Below are 25,164 nucleotides of genomic sequence, written 5' to 3' on the forward strand. Positions count from 1 at the left end.
AATACTTTTTGTTTGTCGATTTTTATTTTTACTTTTCTTTTTTCAGGAAAATTATAAAAATGGTTGCAAAACAGATTAAATTTCAATTAGTATATTTATATATACGTAATCTGCTACTGATGGTTGATCACAATAGAAAAGGTTAAAAAAAGTAGGAATTTTAAAAATGGCTTTTAATGCAGTTTATATCAAAAACAGGCGGTATTTAGTACTTTTTGGTATAGTTTTTTTTATCTCTTTTTTTAATAAAAATTTTTGCCAATATTCGTTTTACGATGATAATTTGACGGACACTATCTATTTTAAGTCAGAAGACGTACTTGAAAAAAGTGAAAAAAGACCTATTTTCGAACAGGTTGTATTGAATGCACCTATCTCAGATGGATCTACTGAAATATTAAAACGTAAAGGTATTTTAACTCGGTATGAAAATGCAAAAGCTACCATTATATTATGTCATGGTTTTACCTCTGATAAGTTTGATATGGGTGTTTTGAGACACCTGTTTCCAAAGGGGATGTATAATACGTTAACATTTGATTTTCGAGCACACGGTGAAGATGCGCATCAGCAGTTGTGTACCTTTGGAAAAAATGAGGTTCACGATGTTGCTGCGGCAGTGCATTTTGTTAAAAATCATCAGTTGTTAAAAGATAAGCCTATTTTTGCTTATGGTTTTTCGATGGGGGCGGTGTCAGCTATTGAATCGCAGGCCCGATACCAGAATTTTTTTGATGCAATGATTTTAGATTGCCCGTTTGGATCTTCTGAGACTGTTATTAAAAATGGTTTAAGTAAGATGAAGGTTAATCTCTTTGGCTATGAGTTTAAAATACCCGGAATATCCTTTTTAGAACGCTATGCGTTTAATCGATATGTTCAGTTGTTTATTAAATATGCGTTAAGAATAATGTCTCATTCTGACTCGAAGCATATTAACACCGAAATTTATCCATTATATCCAGCTGAATCGGTGAAAAAGATAACAGTTCCCTGTTTTTTTATTCATTGTAAGCATGATGAAAAGATACCAACTGACGATATTAGAATGATGTATGAAAATGCACCAGGGTTTAAGCGTTTATGGATAACCAATGGAAGAAAGCATTATGATTCTCTGTTTTACAATCCTGAGCGCTATCGCAAGAGAATTCGCAAGTTTTTAAAAAGTGTGCTTGATAAGTCATATATTGATCAGCCATCGTCTTTAATATGGGAGGATTCTCATGATGAGCTTGTTACGGCGCTCGTTGCGCCTGCAGCATAGATCTGTTACCTATGGATTTTTTCTTTTGTGGGGCACCTTTTTTGCGTCTGCTACTATTGAAACCGTTACTACTTCAAAACAGCTTCGTGCATTGCTGGTCAGTCATGATTATGTATGTCTTCTTTCAATTCCGCCGTCAATTGCAAAGGCAAAGCAGAAAGATCAGTTGAGTCGAATGATAAAAACCTTAGACAGGTTAAGTCATCGAACTGATTTTGAGTTAGCGCAAGTATGTTTTGCAAAGCTTATCTGTACTGATGAGTTATATAGAATGTTACAACAGTATTCGAATAATATTAATTTTCAAGATACGGTGACTTTATTGCTTTTTGTGAACGCTGAATTGGCTGTTGCTGGGTCAGAATATGCGATTTTATTAGATCCAAAAGGATACGTGCAGATTGAAGATTTTATTCAAAGTTATATTGGCAAAGATATAGAAAAAATGGTAGAGCAACAGCGTCAAGATCGAAAGCTTGCACGTGAACGAGCTCAGTATGATGATCGTGATGGGTTGCGTACCAATATTCATATTCATTATGGATCGCCCTTTTATTATCGTCCGTACTATTATTGGGATTGGCCATGGCTTGGGCCTTCGTATGGTGGATTTCACGGTGGGTGGTCGCATCATTCCGGTCATCATGGCCGAAGATAACTATTCTTAGATTTTTTTTATTGTGGTATGCTTTCTTGGCGTATTTTATATTTATCAGTACAAAGGAATCTATGATTTCAGTCACATTGGAACGTACACAGACTGCTCAAAAACAGTCTGGCCTGTATGTTCTTTTTTTTTATCAAGGACAGTCTTTAGAAAATCTGTCGTCTACATTACCATTCACTATTGATACGCTTGAAGCTTTTTTGCAGGCAAGAAAATTCATTGGCGGATCGGGTCAAGCAGTTTCATATCTTGTATCAGGTACTTCTGATACGCATGTTCTGTGTCTGGGATTAGGTAAGTATACGGTTTCGAGTAAGCTTTCTGTTGAATCATATCGTCGTGCGGTTGGTCAGGCAATAAAACAGGCTCGACTATTGCTTGTGTCTTCAGTGACTTTTATTATCCCTGATCATAGGTTATTTGAAGTAACGGCAGAAAAGCTTGTACATGAAACGGTTATGATTGCTCGAATGACCGAATATCATTTTGATGATTATATTTCAGATGAAAGTCGAAAAGAGCATCGTATTGACCTGGTCAGTATTGTTACGCCCTATTCAAATGATTATGATCTGTTACAAAAAAATAGTGATACTGCAATGATTATTGCAACGGGTGTTAATCGAGCACGGCATTGGATTGATACTCCGCCTGTTGATGCAACACCATTATTTATGTCTGAACAGGCTCGTCAAATAGCTCAAAAAGAAGGAATGAACGTTACCATCTTTGGTGAACAGGAGATTATTAATAAAGGAATGGGAGGACTTGCGGCCGTTTCTCGTGGTTCAGATGTTGATTGTCAGATGGTAATCATGGAATATAAGACAGCAAAAAAAGACGCAGAGACGATTGCTTTGGTTGGAAAGGGTATTACGTTTGATTCTGGAGGGCTCAGTTTAAAACCGGCAGCATCCATGGAAACAATGAAAGATGACATGTCAGGAGCTGCTGCAGTGATAAATACGATGAGTATCATTGCACAGTTAAAACCGGATGTGAATGTTATTGGTATTGCTCCCTTGTCAGAAAACCTGCCAAGCGGTAAAGCAACAAAGCCGGGTGATATTATCCGTTTTTATAATGGAAAAACTGCTGAAGTAAAAAACACCGATGCAGAAGGCCGCTTAATTTTGGCAGATGCACTTTCCTATGCGGTCAAACATTACAAGCTGGATGCGATTATTGACATTGCGACATTAACTGGCGCATGTGCTTATGCGCTTGGACCTTATTTTGCAGGTCTTTTGAGTCAGCATGATGAACTTGCACACAAAATTGAAAAAGCGGCAGATGTATCCGGTGATTATGTGTGGCGTTTGCCAATGACTCCTGATTATCAAAAAGCGATCAAATCAGAAGTAGCAGATATCTGTAACATTGGCGACGGGCGTATCAAAGCTGGTGCCATTACCGCGGCTCATTTTTTACAGAATTTTGTTGAAGACGTACCATGGGCGCATCTTGACATTGCGGGTGTTGCATTTGATGTGCCAAATATCTCCTATTATCGTTCAGGAGCAACCGGTGCTGGTGTGCGACTTTTTGTTGAACTGGTTCTGAACTGGTAAATTCTTGCTAGGCATGAAGGATATTTTTGATTCTTCATGCCTATTTTTATGAAGCTGATGACTATCAAAGTTAAGTCATTGATTATAGTTGCTGCAATAAAAAATCAGTCATAGTAATGTAAACGATCTGTAAACAAATCCTTCGGACAAGTATTGCCAGCTGTTTTGTAGCTCTCCATAATGGTTTCTATTTTTTTGCCTTGCTCGTGTGCTCCTGAATAAAAATAGATGTGAGGATAAATCTTTTTTCCCCATAAAGAAAACAGCTCTGTCTTCAGGCTTTCTTCTGATGATATCTTGCCTTCATGATGAAAATTGATCGTTAGGAATAAATCTAAAGGATTATTTTTTTCATACGCTTCTTTCAATGCTGCTAAATCGTTGTTTATAAGTGTAACGTTATTTGGAATATTCTTGTGTTTATCTATCATTTTTCTCGTCTTAGATTTGCTTTTTTCTGCATCAGATAGACTATCTATCTCTGACTTATACTGTTGTTGCGTACTTTCCATTGTCTCATTTGTAATTTTAAACTGAAGTAACCAGTTCAAGATAGTATTTACTGAAGTAACCAGTTCAAGATAGTATTTAATGGTATACCTTTTACTTCGGAACAAATTTTTATTTTGAATTCAGTATCATAAATCGGTGTTTTTGGGCAAAATTCAAAATTGATACCTTTTTCCCATTGGCCTTTAAATCCAATGCCGTCTGATAAAAATTTACTGAGTTTACACTTAAAACTTTCAGGTATAGCTACAGGTGTAGTGACTGTATCTTGAGTTATTCCTTGAGTAGCTTGAGCATGATTTTTTCGTTTTTTAAAATATTGATATTTATCATACGTATATAGCTATGTTAAAACAATATAACCGTGACATAATCTAGCAGCTTTTCTTGTTTGTTCTAATCCAAAATAACCTACCTGATAGCTCATTGAAAAAAGTAGATAGATGGTATGAAACAGATTTTTAATGATCATAATTTTATATTTCATTTTTGTGAGTTTGTAGCACTGAATAACAGTGATATGCATAATCGAGGCTCCAAAGGACTATACAGATAAGTACAGTCCAGCTACTGTAAGCAAATAGTAAGTTTGGTTTGTCATTTGGAATACAGTAATAATTGTCAATGTTTGGATCTTCGGTTCTTAATGTCCAATCTTTAAGGTTGTTTGAAAAAATAGTTTTTTTGAGTTCATTTGTGTTCTGATCAAAGCTTACGTATCTTTTAAATGTAAAATGATTAAGGTGTGTCCTCAATTTGAAATGAGGTAATGACGTTGCATTTTCACTACAAAATGATAAGTTTTTTGTATCAGAAATCAGCAACGAGGATAAGCAATGGTACGTCGAGTTATTACAGACAGTATTTGGTCACAACTAGAAGAGATACTATGTAAACATGGATGCCACCTGTGGGGCAATGAGCGGAATATAATGGAAGCAATCCTTTGGAAATTGCGGACTGGAGGACCATGGAGGGATATTCCATCCGAATTTTGTCCGTGGCAAACAGCATTTAATCGATTTAATCGTTGGTCAAAAAAAGGGCTATGGGAAGGTTTTTTTTATGCTACGAAAAGAAGTTGATAAAGAATGGGTATTCGCCGACGGAAGTTATGTTAGAGCTCACCAACATGCGACTGGAGCTCAGCGTGGTCAAGAGCGAGCAATTGGAAGATCCGCTGGTGGACTTACTACAAAGATTCATATGTGCACCGATGCGCATGGAAATCCGCTCAATTTTAAAATCACTGGGGTCAAGTGCACGATTCAAAGGTTGCAAACGAATTAATCGACCTGGCCGAAGGAGCGGAATATTTTATCGCTGACAAAGGCTATGATGCTGATAGTATTCGTATCTATGGACGGACAAAAGGAATGCAAGTAATTATACCAAAAAGAAAAAACAGCACTAGACCAGATCCAGAATTTGATGCTCATTTGTATAAAAATCGACACTTAGTTGAAAATCTTTTGCACGACTCAAGCATTTTCGTGGCATTGCTATGCGTTTTGAAAAACTTGCTAGAAACTTCCAATCTATGCTCTACATCGCATCTATGCACATATGGTTGAAGCTTTTATGCCCTACTAATTAAATTGAGGACACACCTTAATCACTTTGCCGCTTGTCAAACAAATACAGCAAAACATAGTGATCAAAGAACCTGACAGAGTAAAATTATTATAAAAATACAAGGCCGTCTGATTTTCAAAGAACTTTAACATGACATGGCAGGCACAGAATGGTAAAATGTAAAACCCTGAAATTGCTGTACAAAAGCTATCAAAAAAGTCGCCAACTGTTGTAACCCGTTGAGTCCATATGAAGGTATTATAATCATCTGCAAGTTCATCTGGATGTGGCAGTGAAAGGCGAGCTTGTGCGCTTCCGTGTAAATAGCGATGAAAGAATTCGTATTCAAAGTTACGCTCATTTATTTCTTTACATAGATAAAAATATTTATCGAATACAGTTTTCAAAGCTTCATCTGATGTATTTTGATTTTGACAGAGATAATGAAAGGTAAAACTAAATGCGTATATGAACGCTGGTAGTTCTGGGTTAATTTTATTGTATGTGTCACAATCTGTTTGGCGTAAGGATTGTGCAAGCTTATGTACATTGAACATAATAAAAAAAGGTGTTTTAATTTTTGTATTTACTAAAGATGGTAACGTAGTCCATGTATCGAAAATTAGTTCTTGATCATGCTGTTCATCCTTGTTTGGTCTATTAGAATTATACTGTGCTGGTCCAAATAATTGATTTGATGATCTATTTCTGATAAGGAGTTTAATGCCTTGTATCCTGTCTTTGTTTTCTAATAACGCTTTGCTCCACAATTCTTTTTTGAGCGAGTTTTGTAAATTTTGTATCTGTTTGTTATATGTAAGTTTTTCACTGGCGACCAGCTGTATCGTGTGCACGGCCATCAAGCAAAGTAAAAATATGTTACCTCTTGTCATAACGGATCATTTCATAAGGCTTCTGTAAAAAAGTAATAAATAACTGTATTTTATAGATTTCTAAAAAATAACATATATTTTACTTTTTTTACACCTTTTTTTTTGCTATCTTTTTGAACAAAAGGATTTTAAAAAAAGAGTAGTATGAAGGGCAAGCATGTCCATTTTGTTGGAATTGGTGGCATCGGAATGAGCAGTTTGGCTCATATAATGCTCAAAAAAGGTTACCAGGTGACCGGTTGCGACATTAATTCAGATCAAGAAACAGTATCATCACTCAAAGCAGCAGGCTGTGTCATTGAAACACCACATGGATCAGCATGTTGCTTTGATGATTCGATTGATATGATGGTCTATTCAACAGACACCAGGCATCCAATGCCAGAAAAGGACAGGGCGTTACGTGGCGGTGCAGCTTTGAAGCACCGTGCAGAACTGTTAGCTGATATCATGAGTCAAAAACAGAGCATCGCAATTTCGGGTGCGCATGGAAAAACGAGCACGACAGCCATGATTGGGCATCTTTTGCAGGTGGCGCACGCAGATCCGACGGTGGTGGTTGGAGGCATCTGCCCGCAGTGGAAAACGAATTTTATGTATGGAAAGAGCAATATCATGATTGCCGAAGCGGACGAAAGTGATCGTTCATTTTTAAAGTTGCCGGCTCAAACAAAGATTGTGACCAATATCGATCATGAACATCTTGAAACCTATAGTTCATTGCAGGATCGACAAGCAACATTTTTACAGTTTTTAAATAGTAATAATCAAAACAATAGTACTCATGTCATCTGTGTGGATGATCCATCGATTCAACAGATACGGCATCTGATAGATATCAATTATGTGACGTATGCAATTGATAATAAAGCCGATTTTTATGCAAAAAATATAGATCTGCAGCCCTTATCTTCCTCATTTGATCTGTATGTGTATGGTCAGTGCGTTGCTCGCTGTACATTGGCCGTTCCAGGAAAACATATGCTTTTGAATGCGCTTGGCGCACTGGCTGCCGCACGTATGTTCAGTTCAGTTTCCTATGAATACTTGGTTGATGGATTGAAGAGCTTTTGTCCGGTCGAAAGACGATTCACCATTCGAGGGTCATTCCATCATGCAACGGTCATCGATGATTATGCGCACCATCCGCAAGAGATTGCCGTTACCATTCAAACGGCATGTAATTTTGCCAAAGGGCGAACATTTGTATTTTTTCAGCCGCATCGGTTTACCCGTACCGCCGGTCTGTGGGATCAGTTTGTCCAAACATTCAGGCGTGAGCTTGCCAATGCAAAGCTTCATTTTTTCATGACCACCATCTATTCGGCCGGTGAACCTGAAATGAGCGATGTCTCAACAGAACGAATGGTCAAAGAGATTGACAACGGTCGATGTGCATTTATTGAAAACAGGACTGAGTCGATCATCAAAGCGTTGCCCAACGATTTGTCGGAAGATGATACGATTCTTTTTATGGGCGCGGGCAATGTAAGCAAACATAGTACGGAAATTTTTGCCTATCAATAAGGTGTGTCCTCAATTTAATTAGCAGGGCATAAAAGCTTCAACCATATGTGCATAGATGCGATGTAAAGCATAGATTGAAAGTTTCTAGCAAGTTTTTCAAAATGCATAGCAATGCCGCGAAAATGCTTGAGTCGTGCAAAAAGATTTTCAACTACGTGCCGATTTTTATATAAATGAGGATCAAATTCTGGATTTAGCCCAGTGCTATTTTTTTTTTTGGTATAATTACTTGCATCCCTTTTGTCCGTCCATAAATACGAATACTATCAGCATCATAGCCTTTGTCAGCGATAAAATATTCTGCTCCTTCGGCCAGATCGATTAATTCGTTTGCAACCTTTGCGTCGTGCACTTGACCCCAGTGATTTTAAAATTGAGCGGATTTCCATGCGCATCGGTGCACATATGAATCTTTGTAGTAAGTCCACCAGCGGATCTTCCAATTGCTCGCTCTTGACCACGCTGAGCTCCAGTCGCATGTTGGTGAGCTCTAACATAACTTCCGTCGGCGAATACCCATTCTTTATCAACTTCTTTTCGTAGCATAAAAAAACCTTCCCATAGCCCTTTTTTTGACCAACGATTAAATCGATTAAATGCTGTTTGCCACGGACAAAATTCGGATGGAATATCCCTCCATGGTCCTCCTGTCCGCAATTTCCAAAGAATTGCTTCCATTATATTCCGTTCATTGCCCCACAGGTGGCATCCATGCTTACATAGTATCTCTTCTAGTTGTGACCAAATACCGTCTGTAATAACTCGACGTACCATTGCTCATCCTCGTTGCTGATTTCTGATACAAAAAAACTTATCATTTTGTAGTAAAAATGCAACGTCATTACCTCATTTCAAATTGAGGACACACCTTAATATAAATCAGTGCGCAGTCTTCGATTTATTGATTTTTGTTATTCAGATAGAATAGATTAAAAACATAGATTAAAAACATGGTCATTGAAAAAAGGGATTGGTATGAGTGGTAAAGGTTGCGGCTATTTTAAAGCGGTTTTGTTTTTTTTCGCATTTTCCATTGCACAGGTTTGGGCTGGAGAAACGAATGAGTTTGTTTTTGTAAGAAATGGACTTAATACTGACTTTTTTAAACAGGCTGATCAGATCAAACAGTTTTTGGTGAAGACGTACAAAAAAGTACCAACACGTTATTATATATTAACAAAAAAAGGACAACAGTTTGAATCAATGGGTCTTTTAACGCCAGGCAATGAAAAAAATATGATTTTTGAGTCCATAGTTTATACACCTGATCATGATATAAAAATGTTTCAGCAGTGGTTTGACGGAACAGCTGTATATCTCAGTAGTAATAATCAATTAGTGATCAATAATAATGACTTTTCAGAGTCTATCTGTACCTCAACTCCATACAAGCTGGAAATACTATCCGTTACAGAAGACGATGAATTGATCAAGAGCAAGCGGAAGGCAGTGTATATTGTTGCAAGTAGTTGGCCAAATATTCATTTTGTGTTTTCAGATTATATAAAGGGTGGGTGGTCGCGTCTACAAAAAACATTTCCAAGATGGTTCAAAAGAACTAATCCTGAGAAAAAATTAGCAAAATGCACATTAAAAAATGCATACCTTTTGGACGTTGGTCAAGAAGGTGAAGGTCAATACATTATTTATGCTCAGATTCAAAAAAATACTGAACAGGTTGAGTTTAAAGATTTTTTTTCTCGTCTTCGAAATATTAAAACTGACTATCGTACTGTTACCATAAAAAATGGAAGATTACAAAGGACAAGACTTTTGAAAATATTTGTGACGTTATTTCAGCACAGAATGGAGAGATTAGGTTTTCAGATGCAGAGGATGATAAAGACGGAAAGGATGATCCTTTTTTGAGCACCTTGTGCACCTTCCAAAACGTACCGGTTGACGGATCACATGTTCCATTCGTAATCGATTATCGCAACGATAATCAATGGGCTGTCGTGTGTAAAAAGAAAGATGGGTATTATTTACATACAAATGCCAAATCTGGTGAAAAAACTATTGATCAAGAAGATGGCGAGGAAGGATCTGTAAAAGAAACTCCAAAAAAATTAAGTTTTAGTAATAGCAATGGCCAAAAATCTTTGCGACCAACTCTCCTTGCGGTGCATGCTAAAAGTGATGGAGGGGTTACTTTTTATTGCAAAGAAGGGAAGGGTGAGCTGGAAGGTTTTGCTGTCAACTTAGAGCCGTATGCTTTAGATAGTGAAGATGTTGATCAAAAAAGAACATTTGTCGGCTGCTTTACCGATCAAAAGCACATCTATCTGCTGTTTGTTGAAAGTTTTACAAGCATTTGGACTAATGCGAGTCAAGGAATACAAAAGTTTATTGTGCAGGTAGTTCCCAAAGATAAAGCAGTGGAAAAAACAGTACAACTGCCGATTAAAAAATGACTGTGTCAACTTCAAAGTCTCCCAATCGTTCTTTTTTCTCAACAATCTCAGGTCGTAAACTGATATCTTTTCTGTTTGGAATCAAACCAACACCAGCAGTTTTACACTTCCTTTTATTTTTTCCTGAATTTCTTTTGTCAATCGATAGGACCTACTACTTGCAGCGCTTCTTCTTTTCTGCTTCTTTTCTTCCGCTTCTTGAAATTTGTAGCCTTTTTTACTACTGTTACGCTTTATCTCTCGTGCAATCGTTGAGTGGTGTATGCATAACTTCCTTCCTATCCCTCTTCTACTCATTCCTATTGAAAAAAATACAACTATCTGGCATCCTATTTCATAGGTTAGGTGTGCGCCAGCTTTTCGACTAATAAATTGTCTCCTCGATTGTTCTCAGAGACTAGTTTATGATCACCTGACTTTTTTTCTAGTCAGTGTCGCATTTCACCCTTGAATGGTCCTGCATTTATTGAAAACAGGACCGAGTCAATTATCAAAGCATTGCCCAACGATTTGTCGGAAGATGATACGATTCTTTTTATGGGCGCGGGCAATGTAAGCAAACATAGTACGGAAATTTTTGCCTATCAATAATATAAATCAGTGCGCAGTCTTCGATTTATTGATTTTTGTTATTCAGATAGAATAGATTAAAAACATAGATTAAAAACATGGTCATTGAAAAAAGGGATTGGTATGAGTGGTAAAGGTTGCGGCTATTTTAAAGCGGTTTTGTTTTTTTTCGCATTTTCCATTGCACAGGTTTGGGCTGGAGAAACGAATGAGTTTGTTTTTGTAAGAAGTGTACTTAATACTGACTTTTTTAAACAGGCTGATCAGATCAAACAGTTTTTGGTGAATGAGGTTCTAAAGCTAAAAACATATCATATATTAACAAAAAAAGGACAACTGTTTGAATCAATAGGTGCTTTAACGGCAGGCAGCGACAATAAGATTATGGCGGCCCATGATTTTGCATCTGATCATGATAAAAAAATGCTTCACATAGGGGTTGAAGGAACAGCTGTATATCTCAGTAGTAATAATCAATTAGTAAGCGGTAATAATGTCTTTTCCTCGCCTATCTGTACCTCAACCCCGTACAAGCTGGAAAGCCTATCTGTTAAAAAAAACAGTAAAAAAAACAGTGAAAAAAATAGGAATGAGACAGCGTATATTGTTGCAAGTAGTTGGCCAAATATTCATTTTGTGTCTTTAGATTCTATAAAGGGTGGGTGGTCGCGTCTACAAAAAACATTTCCAAGATGGTTCAAAAGAACTAATCCTGAGGAAAAATTAGCAAAATGCACATTAAAAAATGCATACCTTTTGGACGTTGGTCAAGAAGGTGAAGATCAATACATTATTTATGCTCATGTTGTAAAAGAAACCCAACAGGCTCGTGCTGACGGTCCTCGAAAGGCGCGTGCTAAGGATTTTATTTCTCGCTTTCGAAACATTAGAACCGAGTATCCTACCTTCACCATAAAAAAATGGACGATTACAAAGGATCAGACTTTTGAAAATATTATTGCATTTGTTGAATCAGAAAATCAAACGGCGATTCCAAAAAAAATATCCGGGAGAGTCACTGTAACTATTGAAGGTAAAGAACAAGCTGAAGACCAGCAACTGCAAATACCAAATGCAGTGCCTACAACTTTGTGCACCTTTCAAAACGTACCGGTTGACGGATCACATGTTCCATTCATAATCGATTATCGCAATGATAAGCAATGGGCTGTCGTGCGTAAAAAGAAAGATGGGTATTATTTACATACAAGTGCCAAATCTGGTGAAAAAGCTATTGCTCAAAATGATGACGAGGAAAAATATGTAGAAGAACCTCCAAAAAAATTAAGCTTTAGTAATAGTAATGGCAAAAAATCTTTGCGACCAACTCTCCTTGCGGTGCATGCTAAAAGCGATGGTAGGGTTACTTTTTATTGCAAAGAAGGGAAGGGTGAGCTGGATGGTCTTGCTGTCAACTTAGAGCCGTATGCTTTAGATAGTGAAGATGTTGATCGAAAAAAAACATTTGTCGGCTGCTTTACCGATCAAAAGCACATCTATCTGCTGTTTGTTGAAAGGTTTAAAAGCATTTGGGATAATGCGATGAACGGAATACAAAAGTTTATTGTGCGGGTAGTTCCCAAAGATGAAGCAGTGGAACCAAAAGCAGGCCTAGGTGAACCAATTGTTGTCGAAAAATAAAAATTCGACAACAGCTACTCAAGTGAGCATCTATAATAGAAAGAGTATATGTAATTCATAAAAATCAGTCGAAGCTTTCAATGTTTGAGGGCTTCGACCTCTTGCGAACTCAAAAATCGCCAGGTGCCCGGTCTGGTTCCCGCTTTTTCAATTCCTGCAAACGCAACGCGATCAAGTTTTTTGACCGTGTATCCAAAATATTCAAACAGGCGTCTGATTACACGATTTTTTCCGCTATGCAGTTCAACTAACAGGTCGCTTTTTGTTTTTAAATACCCGATATAATCAAGATTAAGCATGCCATCTTCAAGTTTTACGCCATGTTTTATCTCCATGAGATCTTCATGTTTTAATGGGTGGTCCAAGCTCACATGATACACTTTTGGTACTTCAAACTGTGGGTGTGAAAGTCGCTGTGCTAAGTTTCCATCATTGGTCATTAACAAAACTCCCGTTGTATTGCGATCAAGTCGGCCTACGGGAAATAACCGTTCTTTGAAAAATGGTTTGAAAATATCGGCCACGCAGTGTCGGCCCTTTTCATCGGACAATGTTGAGATGCAGTCTTTCGGTTTGTTAAGTAAAATGTAAATAACACGGTCTTTTTTGCCAATCGGAACACCTTTGACCAGGACTTTGTCATTCGGTTTTACGCGATAGGAAGGATCGATAGTACACATTTCGTTGATCCAGACTTGTCCTGATTTTATATGAATAACGGCCGTTCTTCGTGAGCAAAAACCGCTTTGACTGATGTATTTGGTTAAACAAGGCAGAGTAAGGTCGGTCTGGATTTTTTCTTTTTGTAATAGCTGTTTCATAAGGTACTATGCTCTATCAAAATATAAATATATACGCTATAGTTTCATATAATACCATAGTTTGCTTTTTAAAGTAATAAAAAATCGATTTTTTATGTCCAAACAAAATAAATCATTTGTATGTTATAACTGCAATTATATTGCTCCAAAATGGTTGGGAAAATGTCCAGAATGTGATCAATGGGGCACGCTTGAGCTGTCCATTACGTCGACTGGTGTTTCAAGTTCAAAAACAGTTAGTTCGGCAGCTAAGGCTGCTCCACTTCTGTTTGACCAGATTGATGCAATGGAAAACGAACGAATTGTGACCGGCATTGGTGAATGGGATCGTGTGGTTGGAGGTGGATTGATGGTGCATTCGCTTGTCGTTTTGACGGGTGATCCTGGCATTGGAAAGTCGACTTTGCTGCTTGCAATCGCTCACAAAATTCAGCAGCAGTACACCGTTTTATATGTTGCAACTGAAGAGTCGCTTGCGCAGGTAAAGGAGCGTGCGGTTCGTCTGAAACTGCATTTTGGATCGCAGGCATCGTTTTCAGATGGCGCGCAACTTGAATCGATCATTGAGCTTGCACAGACAACAAAACCGGATGTCTTGATTATCGACTCGATTCAAAACTGTTACATTGAAGGGGCTGCGTCGTTACCTGGAAGCATTGGGCAGCTGAAAGAGGCAACATTTCGGCTCATGCGACTTGCAAAAGAGGACAAGATTACGGTCATTTTAACGGGGCACATCAACAAAGAAGGATTGATTGCAGGGCCAAAAACCATGGAACACATGGTTGATGCGGTATTTTATCTGCAGGGTGATGAGCGGTGGCAGACACGGGTTTTGCGTTCAGTCAAAAATCGGTTTGGCACGGTCAATGAGCTTGGTTTTTTTGAGATGACCGCCCAGGGCCTTGAACAGGTCAACAATATTAATCAGCATTTAATGAGTGAACTGACGCCTGCAGCAGGATCGGCACTGGTGGCAATTATTGAAGGTAGTAAGCCGCTGCTGCTTGAATTGCAAGCATTGACGGTTGCGAGCAAACTGAATATGCCACAACGTGTCATTTCTGGGATTGATCAAAAACAGGTGATGCTCATTGCAGCAATTTTAGAAAAATATTTAAAAGTAAAATTGAGTATGCAAGATATTTTTTTCAAGGTAACCACTCATTTAAAAACGAAGGCCCATGGAACAGATCTCGGCATTGCCTTGGCCTTATTGTCTACCTATTTTCAACAGCCTTTGCCTGAAAAATCGATCGCAATTGGAGAGATTAGTTTGACAGGCAATATCAAACCAGCAAATCAGGTTACGCTTTTGATCAAAGAGGCTGAAACGTTTGGGGTCTTAAACTTTTTAATCGCAAAAAATCAGAAAATGCCAAGCATGAAATCGAATGTTATCGAGTTTTCTACTGTCTATCAACTCCTCGAGCTTTTTAGATGAGTGCATAAGTCTCACATTTTTCACCAAAAAATAGGGCATGTAATTTGCTTAAAAATTTCCCTTCTGTTACAGTAAAAATACAAGTTTATGTTTTGAAAGGTTTTTATGGGTTTTAGACAAAGGCTTTTTTTAATTTTAATTTCAATTGCACTATCGTTTGCGTGTTTATTTGTTACAATTCGATATATGCCACAGGTGTTTTCAACAGTTACTGTTTCCATTACTACGAATAAAGCTGATATTGAAAAAGCAAGTCAACAGAAATGTGAAGGCTTTGGTTTGGAGCCGTTTGAAAGATCGGTAACCTATTTTGCTTCAAATGAGTTTTTGCAATGCTTTGTTGAGTTGGAAGGCGGCGGAAAAGCTGCATTTGATAAGATGATTCAGGACAATGATTTTCAACCGTATATGTGGCATACCAGATTTTTTACTCCTTTAAAAATTGAGGAAGCACATTTTTATTTTACGCCGCAAGGTGAATTTTATGGATTGAGGCGTGCATTACCTGAAACGTATGCCGGTACCAATTGTACTGAAAATGAGGCATTACAAAAGGTACAGGCCTTTGTGAATACAGAGAACATAGATCTTGCTGGTTATGCTTTGGTTGAACAGACTTTTACCACGATGCCATCAAAACGAATTGATCGTTCATTTGTGTATGAAAGAAAAGATAGAAGCTTAGGTGATGGCAAATACAGAATTCGCTTTGTTGTTGCAGGCAACGAAGTTGCAGTGTATGAACGTTTTATTAAAATTCCTGAGGCGTTTGAAAGGCGCTATGCACATATGCGTTCGTATAATGGCCTTTTGGCAACGTTTGCTAATTTTTTGATGTTTTTACTCTATATTTTATGTGCAATAGGTGGTAGTATGCTACTGTTTTCACGACTATCATGGTTGAAGTGGAGACAAGCTCTTTCCTTTGGGTTTGTCATTGCAGCACTCTGTTTTTTGGTAGAGTTAAATGGAATCAATTTGTGGTGGTTGGGTTACCAAACATTGCATAGTCCACAATACTTTTTATTGCAAAATGGCTTAATAAAAATCTGGTCTTTCATTTTTAATTTCTGTTTTTTTCAACAGTTATTGCATGTGCTGAAGGCTTGAGTCGCATGGCATTTTGTCACCATCCATACCTTTTTTCTTCTTGGGCACCGGGCATCGCAAACTCCGACAGTATTTTTTTTCGAACCATCCTTGGCTATGTATTTGCCTGTTTTGCTACAGCCTTAGTTATAGCTACTTATTTTTTTACTACACAATATTATGGCTGGTGGACTCCTTCAGAAGTACTTTTTAATCCAAATATTTTAGCAGTGTATATTCCTGCATTAAACCCAATCGCAATCTCTTTGCAAGCGGGAGTGGTTGAAGAGTGCCTGTTTCGTGCAGTTCCTCTTGCTTGCGCAGCATTACTTGGAAGATATCTCAAACAAGAAAAGCTGTTCTTATGTATTGCACTCTTTGTTCAAGCGGCCGTTTTTGGTGGAGCGCATGCGCTTTATCCAACGCAACCGTTTTATGGACGTTTACTTGAACTTATGGTTCCTTCTTTAATATGGGGGCTTTTGTATATTCGGTATGGTTTGATACCAGGTATTATTGCTCATGTGATGTATGATCTTTTTTGGTTTTCAATGCCGCTATTTATTTCAAAAGCAGAGGGAATATGGATACAACAGTTACTTGTTCTATGTGCTGGCTTTATTCCGCTTATTGTCATTTTGTATCGCTTTTTAAAACAAGGGGTATGGCAGATATCGATAGAAACTGCTTTAAATAAGGAGTTGCAGGTTGCAGATACTATTCACGCTAAAAATGATTAATAAAAAAATTTATAAGGACACTTATTATGAATTATACTGAAATGAATCGAAATTCTACTGCTTTTGTCTGTGGTGCGATTATAGTACTCATCTGTATATTACTTGGTTCGTTTCGACGTGGCATGCACCTTGATATTGCTCGAACTGAAGCAATCAAACAGGCAGGCCTGCTTGATCAGAAACATAACAATTATGATTTTTTGACATTTACGTTTCCTAATAGTGATCTGTTACCCAATGACCTTACACATCGATTTGTTTGGCAAAAACATCGTCAACAGTATGATCAGCTAACTGCTGACGGATATGTACAAGCGCCACACTGGGTGGTCCGCAAAGCAACTTTTGAAGGAGATGTTGCAACGCGTGGTTCTGAATCGCATATTCATTTAAAAAATGATGGCAGTTTACATCACAAACAGTACATTGTTCCGCAAAATTTAGCTGGAAAGTCATTATCCGAAATGGATGCTGAAAAAATTGTGTATGCAGCACTATTGAAAGAATGCGGCTTTGAAAAAACTGATGTAACCAAATTATCAGCAGTACCTTCACAGCAGCCAGCTCGCATCGATTGGCAGTTTGATTTTCAGGTTTTAAAAGGTACTCAATTATCAGAAGGCCAACTGCGTGTGGTAGTTCTGATTGCCGGTGAAGAGGTGACACTTGTTCGTAAATATATACATGTTCCAGAAGATTGGCAGCGGGCAGAGTTTGCAAAAATCAGTATGGTATCACTTTTAAAATCATTAGCCTTTTTTTTGTGGCTGCTTTTGATACTGTTGTGTAGCTTTTTTGCTGGTGGTGGCATTAGATTGCATGAAATGCCTATCAGAAAAATTTTATTGCTTGCATGTATACTATTGTGTATTGCGGTTATTAATGCAGTAAATTTATGGCCATTTGTCTTTGCTTCATTTAGTACTGCAGTTGACTGGCATATACAGTTGGCGACCTCTGTGCCGATGCAGATGATAGGTCTATTAGTAACTGTTTTACCATTAGTGTTCACATTTTTTATTCTTATCAAAAATCGATTTTCTGAAGATAACGGACGTCTTGCTTATCATGAACGACTCTTTGCATTTTTAGCCGGTTCTTTTGTTGGATTGTTATTTTTTGTGGTAAGACATCTACTCATGATTGTATTGCCAGCTTTTGATACGTTTATTCAGCATGATACATTTCTTTATGCCAACGCCTATATTCCACAGTTTTTACTTGTTGGTTTATCGATTATAGGCCTTTTTAGATATGCGGTATCTGCATTTATGTTTAAATATATGTTTGATTGGATTGGTAAATTTAATATTTTTTTACAGCTGTTTTGTGGTATTTTTGTCTGTATGTTTATTGTGCTTGGTTGGAGTACAACAGAATTTGAATATATTCCAACGTTTGTAAGTCTCTTTTTGATAAGCTTGGCAATAATAGTGAATGGGAAAAAACCGCATCTTTTGCTTGCGCCTCATATGTTTGGTACGCAATACTTTTTTGCATATGTTGCAGGAGTATATGGACTTTTGTTCTGTTTTATACCAATGTTGAAAAATCATTTTCCAGGTGCATGGATAGGATACTTAGTTGGATTAATAATGGTGCTTTTGATTGGGTTATTGTTTCCGATTGAAAGGGAAGCTGCAAACTAATCTTTTTTCAATTTTCTCTTTCTGAGAAGGTATTTTACGTAATTTAGTTGTGCTATTTTATTATTCACGCCAACTGTCCAGTTGGCGTGATGCATTTTGGGATTGTTTGGTATAACCATAGAATTATAAGGATTCCACCGTTTGCCAGAAAAGGTACCTCCACCAAAATAGGTATCTGGTAAATAGGTCCAGGCAAGCTCGTAGGGGTTTTTGCAGCTGATTAAACAGTGGTTGAGTGCTGCCTGGTCACTGTATTCTTGCTTATTTTCCATCGTATTCAAAACGTCTTGCCAGAGTTGTAACGTTTTTTCATTGCAGCGACAGGCAAAAAAACCTGAACAGATTGACCCTGTCGGATCATCTTTTTGAATGACCAGATCATATGCGGTAAGTAGCTCCTTTATTTCAGCTGAGACGGGAGTAAAAAACTGAATATCAACATCAGAATAGATAAAAATCCCATTCCACTGCTGTTTTATTGCATCAATGATCATTTTCACTTTTTGCTTTGTTGTGTCTTTCCAGCCTACGTCTTTAAATGCAGTAGATCTACATGTCTGTTCATTCTGATACAGATGGAGATCAAAATTATCTTTTAAGGAGGGTAAAAAATAGTTTCGCAGCATAATCTCGTGTGATGGTGTGTAGATTGCATAGAGCGGTACCTTTGCATTAATGATTTGTGTTGTCAAAAGAACCGTTATTGCAATTATATTAATCATGGCTTGCTCTCTTTTTTTCTTTGATCAATGTATCGAAAATATATTCCAATTTTGTGATCACTGATTCAATATCAAACTCATCTTCGATTTTTTTGCGGGCATTTTTTGTCATCTGTTTAACCGATGTTTGATTTTCAAGTATCCATTCAATAGCATTTGTAATTGCTTCAACATTTTTTTCTTCAACCAAAATACCGCTCTGCATATGATCAATAAGTTCACTATTTCCGGCATGATCAGTTGCAATTACGGGAAGTCCGACAGCCATCGCCTCCTTTAATGCATTCGGGATACCTTCTTGATCACCGTCTTGTGCAGTCACAGATGGAAGAACGAAAATATCTGATGTATTCAGTTCTTTGATAATATCTTCAGTTTTTGCCCACCCGTAAAAAATGACATTTTCTTCAATACCTAGCTCTTTGACCAAAGCTTTGAGGTACCTTTTGTATTCGAGGTGATTTGGTTGCGCTTCGCCAATGACGGTGCATCTGATATGCGGATAGGTCTGCTTTAAATGAGCAACTGCCTGAATCGTATATTCAAGGCCTTTTTTGGGAGCGATACGTGCAACTGAGATGAGATTCAAACGTTGATCAGGTTTGATGGCACGTTCTTTAAAGGTAAATTTTTTTGTTTCAATTGCGGAGTGATGAGTGATGATTTTTTCTGCAGGGCATCCAAGGCTTATTAATCTTTCCTTAAAAAAATCACATACTGGCAGAAAAAGATCCGCCTGTTTGAACAGGTCATCGTACATGTGTGGATTTTTATTTAAAATTCCACTGATATCATTGCCTCTAAAACATACAACAACACCACCTTTGAACTGCTTATTTTTGATTTGAGAAAGGAGCTTTGCTCCAAGGTCGCCAAACTGTATGTAAATAACATCAGTGTTGTGTAAATTTTGAATATTCGTGCCGTATTTTGTTTTTTTCAATAAATTGTATTTAGAAAAATCTGATTGAATTTTTTCATGATTATTTCTCTTTAATGCCTGAATTTTTATCTGGTGCCCTCGTTTGAGCAAGGTAATGATCTGGTTTTGTATAAATGTTTGAGATATATGTGGAAATCTTAAAGTCACAAATAATATACTCGATGATAGCATTGGAGTAGTAACAAAATAAAGTATAACAATAGTTAAACTGATTAATTTTCTACTGCTAATTCCATTAAGACTTCGCATATTTTATATTCCTCAATACAAAAGTGTTTACCAAATGTTTCAATTAATAATTCTAAACCCAGATTCTGTGGTATAATGATGCCGTTAAACTTAGCTTTAATAAGTGCTTTATGTTTTATAATAAGATCGACTAATTTCTTTGTATCAGCATAAATAAAACTAAGGGGCTTACTTGGAACAAATTGGTTAATTATTTTATAATGTTTTGTGTACAATATTGAGTATACTTTTTTTTCAAAGCAATCGTTGGTCTTTTGTTTATAATAAAAATTTTTGACCTGTTTGTTCAAAAGGTTAATATGAAATCCACTTTCATGAAGTATATCGATTAATCTTTTTAGATTATTTGGTAATCGAAGCTTATCGTGATAAATAAAGTTAATTGCTAGGTTATGGGCCGAAGGCGTCCATTTAAAACCGTTTTTATTGTCAAGTTCTGAAACTAATTGCGCTGCGTATCCATATCCCAATTTATCATATGTTTTTTGAGAATGAGAGCTGCCTACTGCTCCGATATACTGCGCTCTACTTATGACAGTATTTAGTTTGATTATTCCTGATAAAAAAAGAGCAAGTCTCATTTCATAATCTTGACCTGACCGTATAAAAGGCGGTTTTTTTTTCATAATGCTTATTATTTCATTAAGAAATCCTTCCCAGTCTATTGTACTTTTTAAAGATGATTTTAACTTTTTCTGTAAATATTTTCTTTTTAGCTTAAGTTTATTGCTTATCCAGTCGGCTATAGCTTGATTGTTAGCTGTTTTATAGGAATTATCTAAATGATTTTTTTCGTGTTCTTCCATGATATCTTTTATTGCAAAATACGTTTTTGAATCGATGCAATATCCCCAATAATGGCGATACGTTTCAATAATATTATGAGCATACTTATGCAGCTTGTCTTTAGGAATAAAGGATCTATTAAATGCTTGCACAATGCCAACATTCGTATAGTTTTTTTGTACATAGTCATAAAGATTGAGGGTAACGGTTATGTACTCTGGACTGACGACTAGATCGTCTTCAAAAAAAAGTATTTTTTCAAACTTGCACCATTCAAACATAAGTCGTCTTGAGTCAATTAAGGTTTTGCCACAGCCATAATTTGTGGGATGAGCAAAAATATACTTATGTTTTATATTTGCATGTTTAATGATTTCAATGTTTTCGGCTTGTGTGGCATTTGGACCTCCGTCCAAAATGAAAACAAAAGGGAGATAGTGCGCTTCACGATTTTTTTCAAGCGCATCAACTACTTTTTGAAAATAATCAGGGCGGTTGTATGCAATAACTACAACACCAGTATCGCATTGAAGTTGATAAGCTAATTCATAAAGTTCTACTGGATAGTCATGTGGATTTTCAATGCCATGAGTATGTAAAGCAAAGCAATTAAACAGTAACAGTAGAATTCTTTTTATTTTCATATTCTTTATACCATTCATACATGAGTTTGATACCACTTCTAACAGTGTATTGAGGATTGTAATTCAAAAGATTTTGTGCCTTTGTAATTGATGCCTGGGTCATGTTAACATCTGCTGCAAAACTTTCTTGGAAGCTTATGATCGGTTCTTTCCCTACGATGTCTCCAATTAAAGAAATAAATTCTTTGATTGTGATTGTTCTTCCTGCTCCTAGGTTGAGCTTTTGATATCCTGCTGGTTTATCAATTGCTTTAATAATACCTTGTATAATATCATCAATATACGTAAAGTCTCTGATGGCAGATCCATCACCATAAATGGTGATTGGTTTTTCATGATAAATCGCATCCATAAAAATGAAGGGCGACATATCAAATCTGCCATATGGACCGTACACAGTGAAAAATCGTAGACAGGTCAAAGATAAATCATATAAATTATGGTATGCATACGCTATGAGTTCCAAGCTTTTTTTTGTAGCTCCATAGAGACTAGATTGCATATCAGTGGGTTGATTTTCCGTAAAAGGAATCTGGGTTGTGTTGCCATACACTGAGCTGCTTGATGCCAGTACTCCATGTTTAACCTTGTAATCTTTCATTAACTCTAGAATATTTATGGTTCCTTCGATATTTGTCTTTGCAACTTCGTTTGGAAACTGCATACTAAAGCGTACTCCTGCATGAGCTGCAAGATGACATACTGCATCAATCTGGTATTTCGAAAAGATAGCTCTGAGTGTTTCTTTATCTTCAATGTTGCATTCATAAAAATGTAATGTATCAGGAAACTGTTGTTGCAACGTAAATATTCGCTCTCTCTTCATTGCATTATATCTATCACCATTTATGCTATCAAGCGACAAAAAAGCATCGATAACAATAACACTATCACCCCTTTTTAGCAGGTTCTGTGTAACTGTTGCGCCTATAAAACCGGCCCCTCCTGTTATTACTATAGTTTTGCTTTCCAAAAGAACGTACGAAAAAAAGCAGGCCATTACTTTTAAAAAAAATGTCATTTTTCTCCAATCTTACTGTTTTTGATCTTATAAAATAGTTGCAGAACTTTTTCTGTCTGTTTTTTTGTGTTGTGTTCGTTGAGTACGTATTTTCTTGCTTCTGTTGCAAGCTTTGGCCAATCTGTAGAATGTGTAATAAGTTCTAATAATGCTTCTGCTGTTGCCTGGCTATCATATTCAGGAACCAACAATCCATTCTTTTTATCAGTAATTAATTCAGGTATGCCACTATGCCAGGTAGACACAATAGGCATGCCGGTTGCCATTGCTTCCATCAGTACATTGGGAATTCCTTCCTGTGAGCCGGTTTGAGTGGTACATGAAGTAAGTAGAAAAATATGATGATTATGTAATAGATTTACAACATCTTTGTGTGAACAGTAGTTTTTTAAATAAACAGTATTTTCTAATTTGAGCTCTTTGATCAGTTTAAGTAACGCGTTATGTTCCTTGCCCTCTCCGTAAATGTTGTAGGTTATATTGTATCCAAGGTCGGAGAGCATTTTGATTGCTTGAATTGAATAACTATGTCCTTTCATCGGATGAAGGCGACCAATTGTCAAAATTTTAATCTCTTTATCTTTTAAAGTCCTTGCATAATATGGAAAATTGTTTGTATTGATGGCAGAATGGTGAACGATAATTTTCTGTTCAGGATAACCATATGCGATGAGACGATCTTTGAATGCTTGACATACAACAAAAATATACATTGATTTTTCAAAAAGAGAGGTATATTTTTTAGCTTCCTGTTCGATTGTTTGAAATTCACATCCAGCCCTAAAAAAAGTAATAATCGAACCTTTTACCTTATTTTTTTTCTTCCATTGAATCATTTTGTGACCCATTGATGGAAATTGACAATAGATAATATCAAAGGCTCTTTTATTTTCTGGAAGTTTATTATAAAACGTTATATTTTTAAACTTGTATTTAGTTGCAAGTTCGTAAGTTTCATGATCTGATCGTTCAAATGCGAGTACGTTAACGTCTATACCTCTGTCAAGAAAGGCTGCAATCTGATTATCGATATATGGTCGTGATTCGTAAGGAAATTTATTAACGACAAACAATATTTTTAAATTTTCGCTTACAATATCATTTGTTGTTAATAAAAATAGAAAAAATGTTTGTGATAGTTTATACATATGCACCTATAGATTGTTTGGTTAGTTTTAGTATTGTAATCATAAGTTGAGTTGCATTTGCAAGGTAATGAGTGAATTTTTTGAAAAAGTATTTGAAAATAATAACTTCTTTATTGTTAGTGGGCTGTCTTTATCTATCAACTAATTCCATGATTCACTATACATTGTCAAAAGGTAGGTTCGGTGATCAGATTATTGCATACGCAAAAGCATTTTATATTGCAAAAACGTATCATTGTGGATTGTGCTTTACGCCGTTCAAAGGATCTGAGCTGCTCTGTCTGCATAAAAATAGTCATGTGGTCTGTCAACAAGCATGTATTGATCATGCAACTATTGTTGAAAATGATACTATTATTACGCCTGATCGCTTAATCTGTTACCATGTCACCTTGTCTACCAAACACAAAGAGCTAGATTCCATTGAAGCTTTGTTTTCCTGTCTTCAGAAAAGATCCGATCTAAAATGTACGCTGCAAAAACTTTTACAACCGGCTTGTCCAATTAATAAAATAGAGTGGCCACAAGATAAAGTGACGGTTGCTTTGCACGTGCGTAAGCCCAGTGGACATGATACACCATTGCAATCTGTGCAGACCTATGAACTTGCCGATTATAAGAATGTAGCTCCTGATATGTCCAAAGATCTGCAAAATAAGGCATGCTCAGATCGCCGATATCCACATAAGTTTCCGCCTGATCAGTATTATATTGATCAGATCAAACGATTGTCAGATAGGCTTGCCGGTCAACAGCTTTATGTCTATCTTTTTACCGATTATCATGATCCAGAAGAATTAGTTCAGCGTTATTCTCAGTTATTAAAAAATAGTTCTCACATAACATTAACCTGTCATTCAAAAGCGCAACAAAAAAAGATGCGATTTATTGATGACTATTATAATATGGCACAGGCGGACTGTCTTATTCGTGCGGCTTCAAATTTTTCTCGTGCGGCACAGCTTTTGGGGAATCATGCGTTAATAATGTTTCCACAAAAAACCTGCTGGTTTGACGATGCAGTTATTGTCAATAAGGTTGGTATTCTTACCGTTGAGTCTGATGATATCTTTCACATTGAAACTGTGGATGTCTTTGCTAATTTATAGATTCAATGAAGTTATTTTTTGTGCGCTTTGTATCCATTTGTATTTTGCACCAGCTCTTTAACTTAATCCTGCTTTCCACCATCCACCAAATACAGTTCCAGCTGCAAAATCAAAGATAGCACTGATTAAGAAAACACATTTCATTCGAAACCATGGCTTCTTTT

General features: G+C 36.7%; 23 protein-coding genes and 2 pseudogenes. 14 read left to right on the top strand and 11 right to left on the bottom strand.

Annotation, left to right across the window (positions count from 1 at the left end):
* Positions 1-166 precede the first annotated feature (166 nt).
* From IPG37_01745 to IPG37_01755, 3 genes are all read left to right on the top strand, one after another.
* Positions 167-1,267 (top strand): alpha/beta hydrolase, encoded by a 1,101-nt coding sequence (locus IPG37_01745; protein ID QQR54125.1) that lies wholly within the window; start codon positions 167-169, stop codon positions 1,265-1,267.
* On the top strand, positions 1,227-1,925 hold the full coding sequence (locus IPG37_01750) for a hypothetical protein (GenBank protein ID QQR54126.1): 699 nt from the start codon (positions 1,227-1,229) through the stop codon (positions 1,923-1,925). Before IPG37_01745 ends, IPG37_01750 begins: the two co-directional genes overlap by 41 nt.
* A gap of 71 nt (positions 1,926-1,996) precedes the next feature.
* On the top strand, positions 1,997-3,505 hold the full coding sequence (locus IPG37_01755) for a leucyl aminopeptidase (protein QQR54127.1): 1,509 nt from the start codon (positions 1,997-1,999) through the stop codon (positions 3,503-3,505).
* 104 nt (positions 3,506-3,609) lie between these two features.
* Here IPG37_01755 and IPG37_01760 read toward each other — a convergent pair whose 3' ends face one another.
* Complete coding sequence (locus tag IPG37_01760) at positions 3,610-4,017, bottom strand: hypothetical protein (protein ID QQR54128.1); 408 nt, start codon at positions 4,015-4,017, stop codon at positions 3,610-3,612.
* 341 nt (positions 4,018-4,358) lie between these two features.
* The gene (locus IPG37_01765) at positions 4,359-4,502 is read right to left on the bottom strand and encodes a hypothetical protein (protein QQR54129.1); all 144 of its coding nucleotides are present in this window, start codon (positions 4,500-4,502) and stop codon (positions 4,359-4,361) included.
* Between the two features lie 349 nt (positions 4,503-4,851).
* Between IPG37_01765 and IPG37_01770 the strand changes: the two are divergent.
* A pseudogene (locus tag IPG37_01770) lies at positions 4,852-5,612 on the top strand (IS5 family transposase).
* Here IPG37_01770 and IPG37_01775 read toward each other — a convergent pair.
* A complete protein-coding gene (locus IPG37_01775; protein QQR54130.1) occupies positions 5,605-6,483 on the bottom strand; it encodes a hypothetical protein in 879 nt (292 codons plus the stop codon). The pseudogene IPG37_01770 and the gene IPG37_01775 sit on opposite strands and share 8 nt — an antisense overlap.
* 144 nt (positions 6,484-6,627) lie before the next feature.
* Between IPG37_01775 and murC the strand changes: the two genes are divergently transcribed.
* The gene (gene murC / locus IPG37_01780) at positions 6,628-8,010 is read left to right on the top strand and encodes a UDP-N-acetylmuramate--L-alanine ligase (GenBank protein QQR54131.1); all 1,383 of its coding nucleotides are present in this window, start codon (positions 6,628-6,630) and stop codon (positions 8,008-8,010) included.
* Between the two features lie 14 nt (positions 8,011-8,024).
* Here murC and IPG37_01785 read toward each other — a convergent pair.
* Positions 8,025-8,784 (bottom strand): annotated as a pseudogene (locus IPG37_01785) (IS5 family transposase).
* Positions 8,785-8,985: 201 nt separating this feature from the next.
* On the opposite strand from IPG37_01785, the gene IPG37_01790 reads away from it, so the two are divergent.
* Both IPG37_01790 and IPG37_01795 read left to right on the top strand, forming a co-directional pair.
* Positions 8,986-9,879, top strand: coding sequence for a hypothetical protein (locus tag IPG37_01790; protein QQR54132.1), 894 nt, complete (start codon positions 8,986-8,988; stop codon positions 9,877-9,879).
* On the top strand, positions 9,876-10,424 hold the full coding sequence (locus tag IPG37_01795) for a hypothetical protein (GenBank protein QQR54133.1): 549 nt from the start codon (positions 9,876-9,878) through the stop codon (positions 10,422-10,424). The genes IPG37_01790 and IPG37_01795 overlap by 4 nt, the downstream gene beginning before the upstream one ends.
* Before the next feature lie 81 nt (positions 10,425-10,505).
* On the opposite strand, the gene IPG37_01800 is transcribed toward IPG37_01795, so the two are convergent.
* On the bottom strand, positions 10,506-10,721 hold the full coding sequence (locus tag IPG37_01800) for a hypothetical protein (protein ID QQR54134.1): 216 nt from the start codon (positions 10,719-10,721) through the stop codon (positions 10,506-10,508).
* A gap of 150 nt (positions 10,722-10,871) precedes the next feature.
* Here IPG37_01800 and IPG37_01805 point away from each other — a divergent pair, with 150 nt between their 5' ends.
* Together IPG37_01805 and IPG37_01810 are read left to right on the top strand one after the other, a co-directional pair.
* Entirely contained in the window at positions 10,872-11,015 is a 144-nt protein-coding gene (locus IPG37_01805; GenBank protein ID QQR54135.1) for a hypothetical protein, read from the top strand.
* Positions 11,016-11,117: 102 nt separating this feature from the next.
* Entirely contained in the window at positions 11,118-12,635 is a 1,518-nt protein-coding gene (locus tag IPG37_01810) for a hypothetical protein (GenBank protein ID QQR54136.1), read from the top strand.
* A gap of 77 nt (positions 12,636-12,712) precedes the next feature.
* Here IPG37_01810 and IPG37_01815 read toward each other — a convergent pair whose 3' ends face one another.
* Positions 12,713-13,456 (bottom strand): rRNA pseudouridine synthase, encoded by a 744-nt coding sequence (locus tag IPG37_01815; protein QQR54137.1) that lies wholly within the window; start codon positions 13,454-13,456, stop codon positions 12,713-12,715.
* Between the two features lie 94 nt (positions 13,457-13,550).
* On the opposite strand from IPG37_01815, the gene radA reads away from it, so the two are divergent.
* The 4 genes from radA (at position 13,551) to IPG37_01835 (ending at position 18,378) form a co-directional block, all read left to right on the top strand.
* On the top strand, positions 13,551-14,900 hold the full coding sequence (radA, locus tag IPG37_01820) for a DNA repair protein RadA (GenBank protein QQR54138.1): 1,350 nt from the start codon (positions 13,551-13,553) through the stop codon (positions 14,898-14,900).
* A 105-nt stretch (positions 14,901-15,005) separates the two neighbouring features.
* Positions 15,006-16,010, top strand: coding sequence for a hypothetical protein (locus tag IPG37_01825; protein QQR54139.1), 1,005 nt, complete (start codon positions 15,006-15,008; stop codon positions 16,008-16,010).
* A 5-nt stretch (positions 16,011-16,015) separates the two neighbouring features.
* Positions 16,016-16,729, top strand: a complete 714-nt coding sequence (locus IPG37_01830; GenBank protein QQR54140.1) for a CPBP family intramembrane metalloprotease — start codon at positions 16,016-16,018, stop codon at positions 16,727-16,729.
* A 26-nt stretch (positions 16,730-16,755) separates the two neighbouring features.
* Positions 16,756-18,378, top strand: a complete 1,623-nt coding sequence (locus tag IPG37_01835; protein ID QQR54141.1) for a hypothetical protein — start codon at positions 16,756-16,758, stop codon at positions 18,376-18,378.
* Here IPG37_01835 and IPG37_01840 read toward each other — a convergent pair.
* The 5 genes from IPG37_01840 to IPG37_01860 form a co-directional block, all read right to left on the bottom strand.
* Entirely contained in the window at positions 18,375-19,100 is a 726-nt protein-coding gene (locus IPG37_01840) for a hypothetical protein (protein ID QQR54142.1), read from the bottom strand. The genes IPG37_01835 and IPG37_01840 overlap by 4 nt on opposite strands.
* Positions 19,093-20,190 (bottom strand): glycosyltransferase, encoded by a 1,098-nt coding sequence (locus IPG37_01845; GenBank protein ID QQR54143.1) that lies wholly within the window; start codon positions 20,188-20,190, stop codon positions 19,093-19,095. Before IPG37_01845 ends, IPG37_01840 begins: the two co-directional genes overlap by 8 nt.
* 65 nt (positions 20,191-20,255) lie before the next feature.
* On the bottom strand, positions 20,256-21,722 hold the full coding sequence (locus tag IPG37_01850) for a glycosyltransferase (GenBank protein ID QQR54144.1): 1,467 nt from the start codon (positions 21,720-21,722) through the stop codon (positions 20,256-20,258).
* Positions 21,688-22,743 (bottom strand): SDR family NAD(P)-dependent oxidoreductase, encoded by a 1,056-nt coding sequence (locus IPG37_01855; protein QQR54145.1) that lies wholly within the window; start codon positions 22,741-22,743, stop codon positions 21,688-21,690. The genes IPG37_01850 and IPG37_01855 overlap by 35 nt, the downstream gene beginning before the upstream one ends.
* Positions 22,740-23,891 (bottom strand): glycosyltransferase, encoded by a 1,152-nt coding sequence (locus IPG37_01860; protein QQR54146.1) that lies wholly within the window; start codon positions 23,889-23,891, stop codon positions 22,740-22,742. The genes IPG37_01855 and IPG37_01860 overlap by 4 nt, the downstream gene beginning before the upstream one ends.
* A 71-nt stretch (positions 23,892-23,962) precedes the next feature.
* On the opposite strand from IPG37_01860, the gene IPG37_01865 reads away from it, so the two are divergent.
* The gene (locus tag IPG37_01865; protein QQR54147.1) at positions 23,963-25,000 is read left to right on the top strand and encodes a hypothetical protein; all 1,038 of its coding nucleotides are present in this window, start codon (positions 23,963-23,965) and stop codon (positions 24,998-25,000) included.
* Positions 25,001-25,164: the final 164 nt, after the last annotated feature.

The sequence above is a fragment of the bacterium genome (assembly GCA_016699125.1).
In the GTDB taxonomy this organism is placed as follows: Bacteria; Babelota; Babeliae; order Babelales; family Vermiphilaceae; genus AWTP1-30.

Coding starts and splice junctions, on each gene's coding strand:
- IPG37_01745 (QQR54125.1), top strand. CDS start 167: ATGGCTTTTAATGCAGTTTATATCAAAAACAGGCGGTATTTAGTACTT.
- IPG37_01750 (QQR54126.1), top strand. CDS start 1,227: ATGATGAGCTTGTTACGGCGCTCGTTGCGCCTGCAGCATAGATCTGTT.
- IPG37_01755 (QQR54127.1), top strand. CDS start 1,997: ATGATTTCAGTCACATTGGAACGTACACAGACTGCTCAAAAACAGTCT.
- IPG37_01760 (QQR54128.1), bottom strand. CDS start 4,017: ATGGAAAGTACGCAACAACAGTATAAGTCAGAGATAGATAGTCTATCT.
- IPG37_01765 (QQR54129.1), bottom strand. CDS start 4,502: ATGAAATATAAAATTATGATCATTAAAAATCTGTTTCATACCATCTAT.
- IPG37_01775 (QQR54130.1), bottom strand. CDS start 6,483: ATGACAAGAGGTAACATATTTTTACTTTGCTTGATGGCCGTGCACACG.
- murC (QQR54131.1), top strand. CDS start 6,628: ATGAAGGGCAAGCATGTCCATTTTGTTGGAATTGGTGGCATCGGAATG.
- IPG37_01790 (QQR54132.1), top strand. CDS start 8,986: ATGAGTGGTAAAGGTTGCGGCTATTTTAAAGCGGTTTTGTTTTTTTTC.
- IPG37_01800 (QQR54134.1), bottom strand. CDS start 10,721: ATGAGTAGAAGAGGGATAGGAAGGAAGTTATGCATACACCACTCAACG.
- IPG37_01810 (QQR54136.1), top strand. CDS start 11,118: ATGAGTGGTAAAGGTTGCGGCTATTTTAAAGCGGTTTTGTTTTTTTTC.
- IPG37_01815 (QQR54137.1), bottom strand. CDS start 13,456: ATGAAACAGCTATTACAAAAAGAAAAAATCCAGACCGACCTTACTCTG.
- radA (QQR54138.1), top strand. CDS start 13,551: ATGTCCAAACAAAATAAATCATTTGTATGTTATAACTGCAATTATATT.
- IPG37_01825 (QQR54139.1), top strand. CDS start 15,006: ATGGGTTTTAGACAAAGGCTTTTTTTAATTTTAATTTCAATTGCACTA.
- IPG37_01830 (QQR54140.1), top strand. CDS start 16,016: ATGGCATTTTGTCACCATCCATACCTTTTTTCTTCTTGGGCACCGGGC.
- IPG37_01835 (QQR54141.1), top strand. CDS start 16,756: ATGAATTATACTGAAATGAATCGAAATTCTACTGCTTTTGTCTGTGGT.
- IPG37_01840 (QQR54142.1), bottom strand. CDS start 19,100: ATGATTAATATAATTGCAATAACGGTTCTTTTGACAACACAAATCATT.
- IPG37_01850 (QQR54144.1), bottom strand. CDS start 21,722: ATGAAAATAAAAAGAATTCTACTGTTACTGTTTAATTGCTTTGCTTTA.
- IPG37_01855 (QQR54145.1), bottom strand. CDS start 22,743: ATGACATTTTTTTTAAAAGTAATGGCCTGCTTTTTTTCGTACGTTCTT.
- IPG37_01860 (QQR54146.1), bottom strand. CDS start 23,891: ATGTATAAACTATCACAAACATTTTTTCTATTTTTATTAACAACAAAT.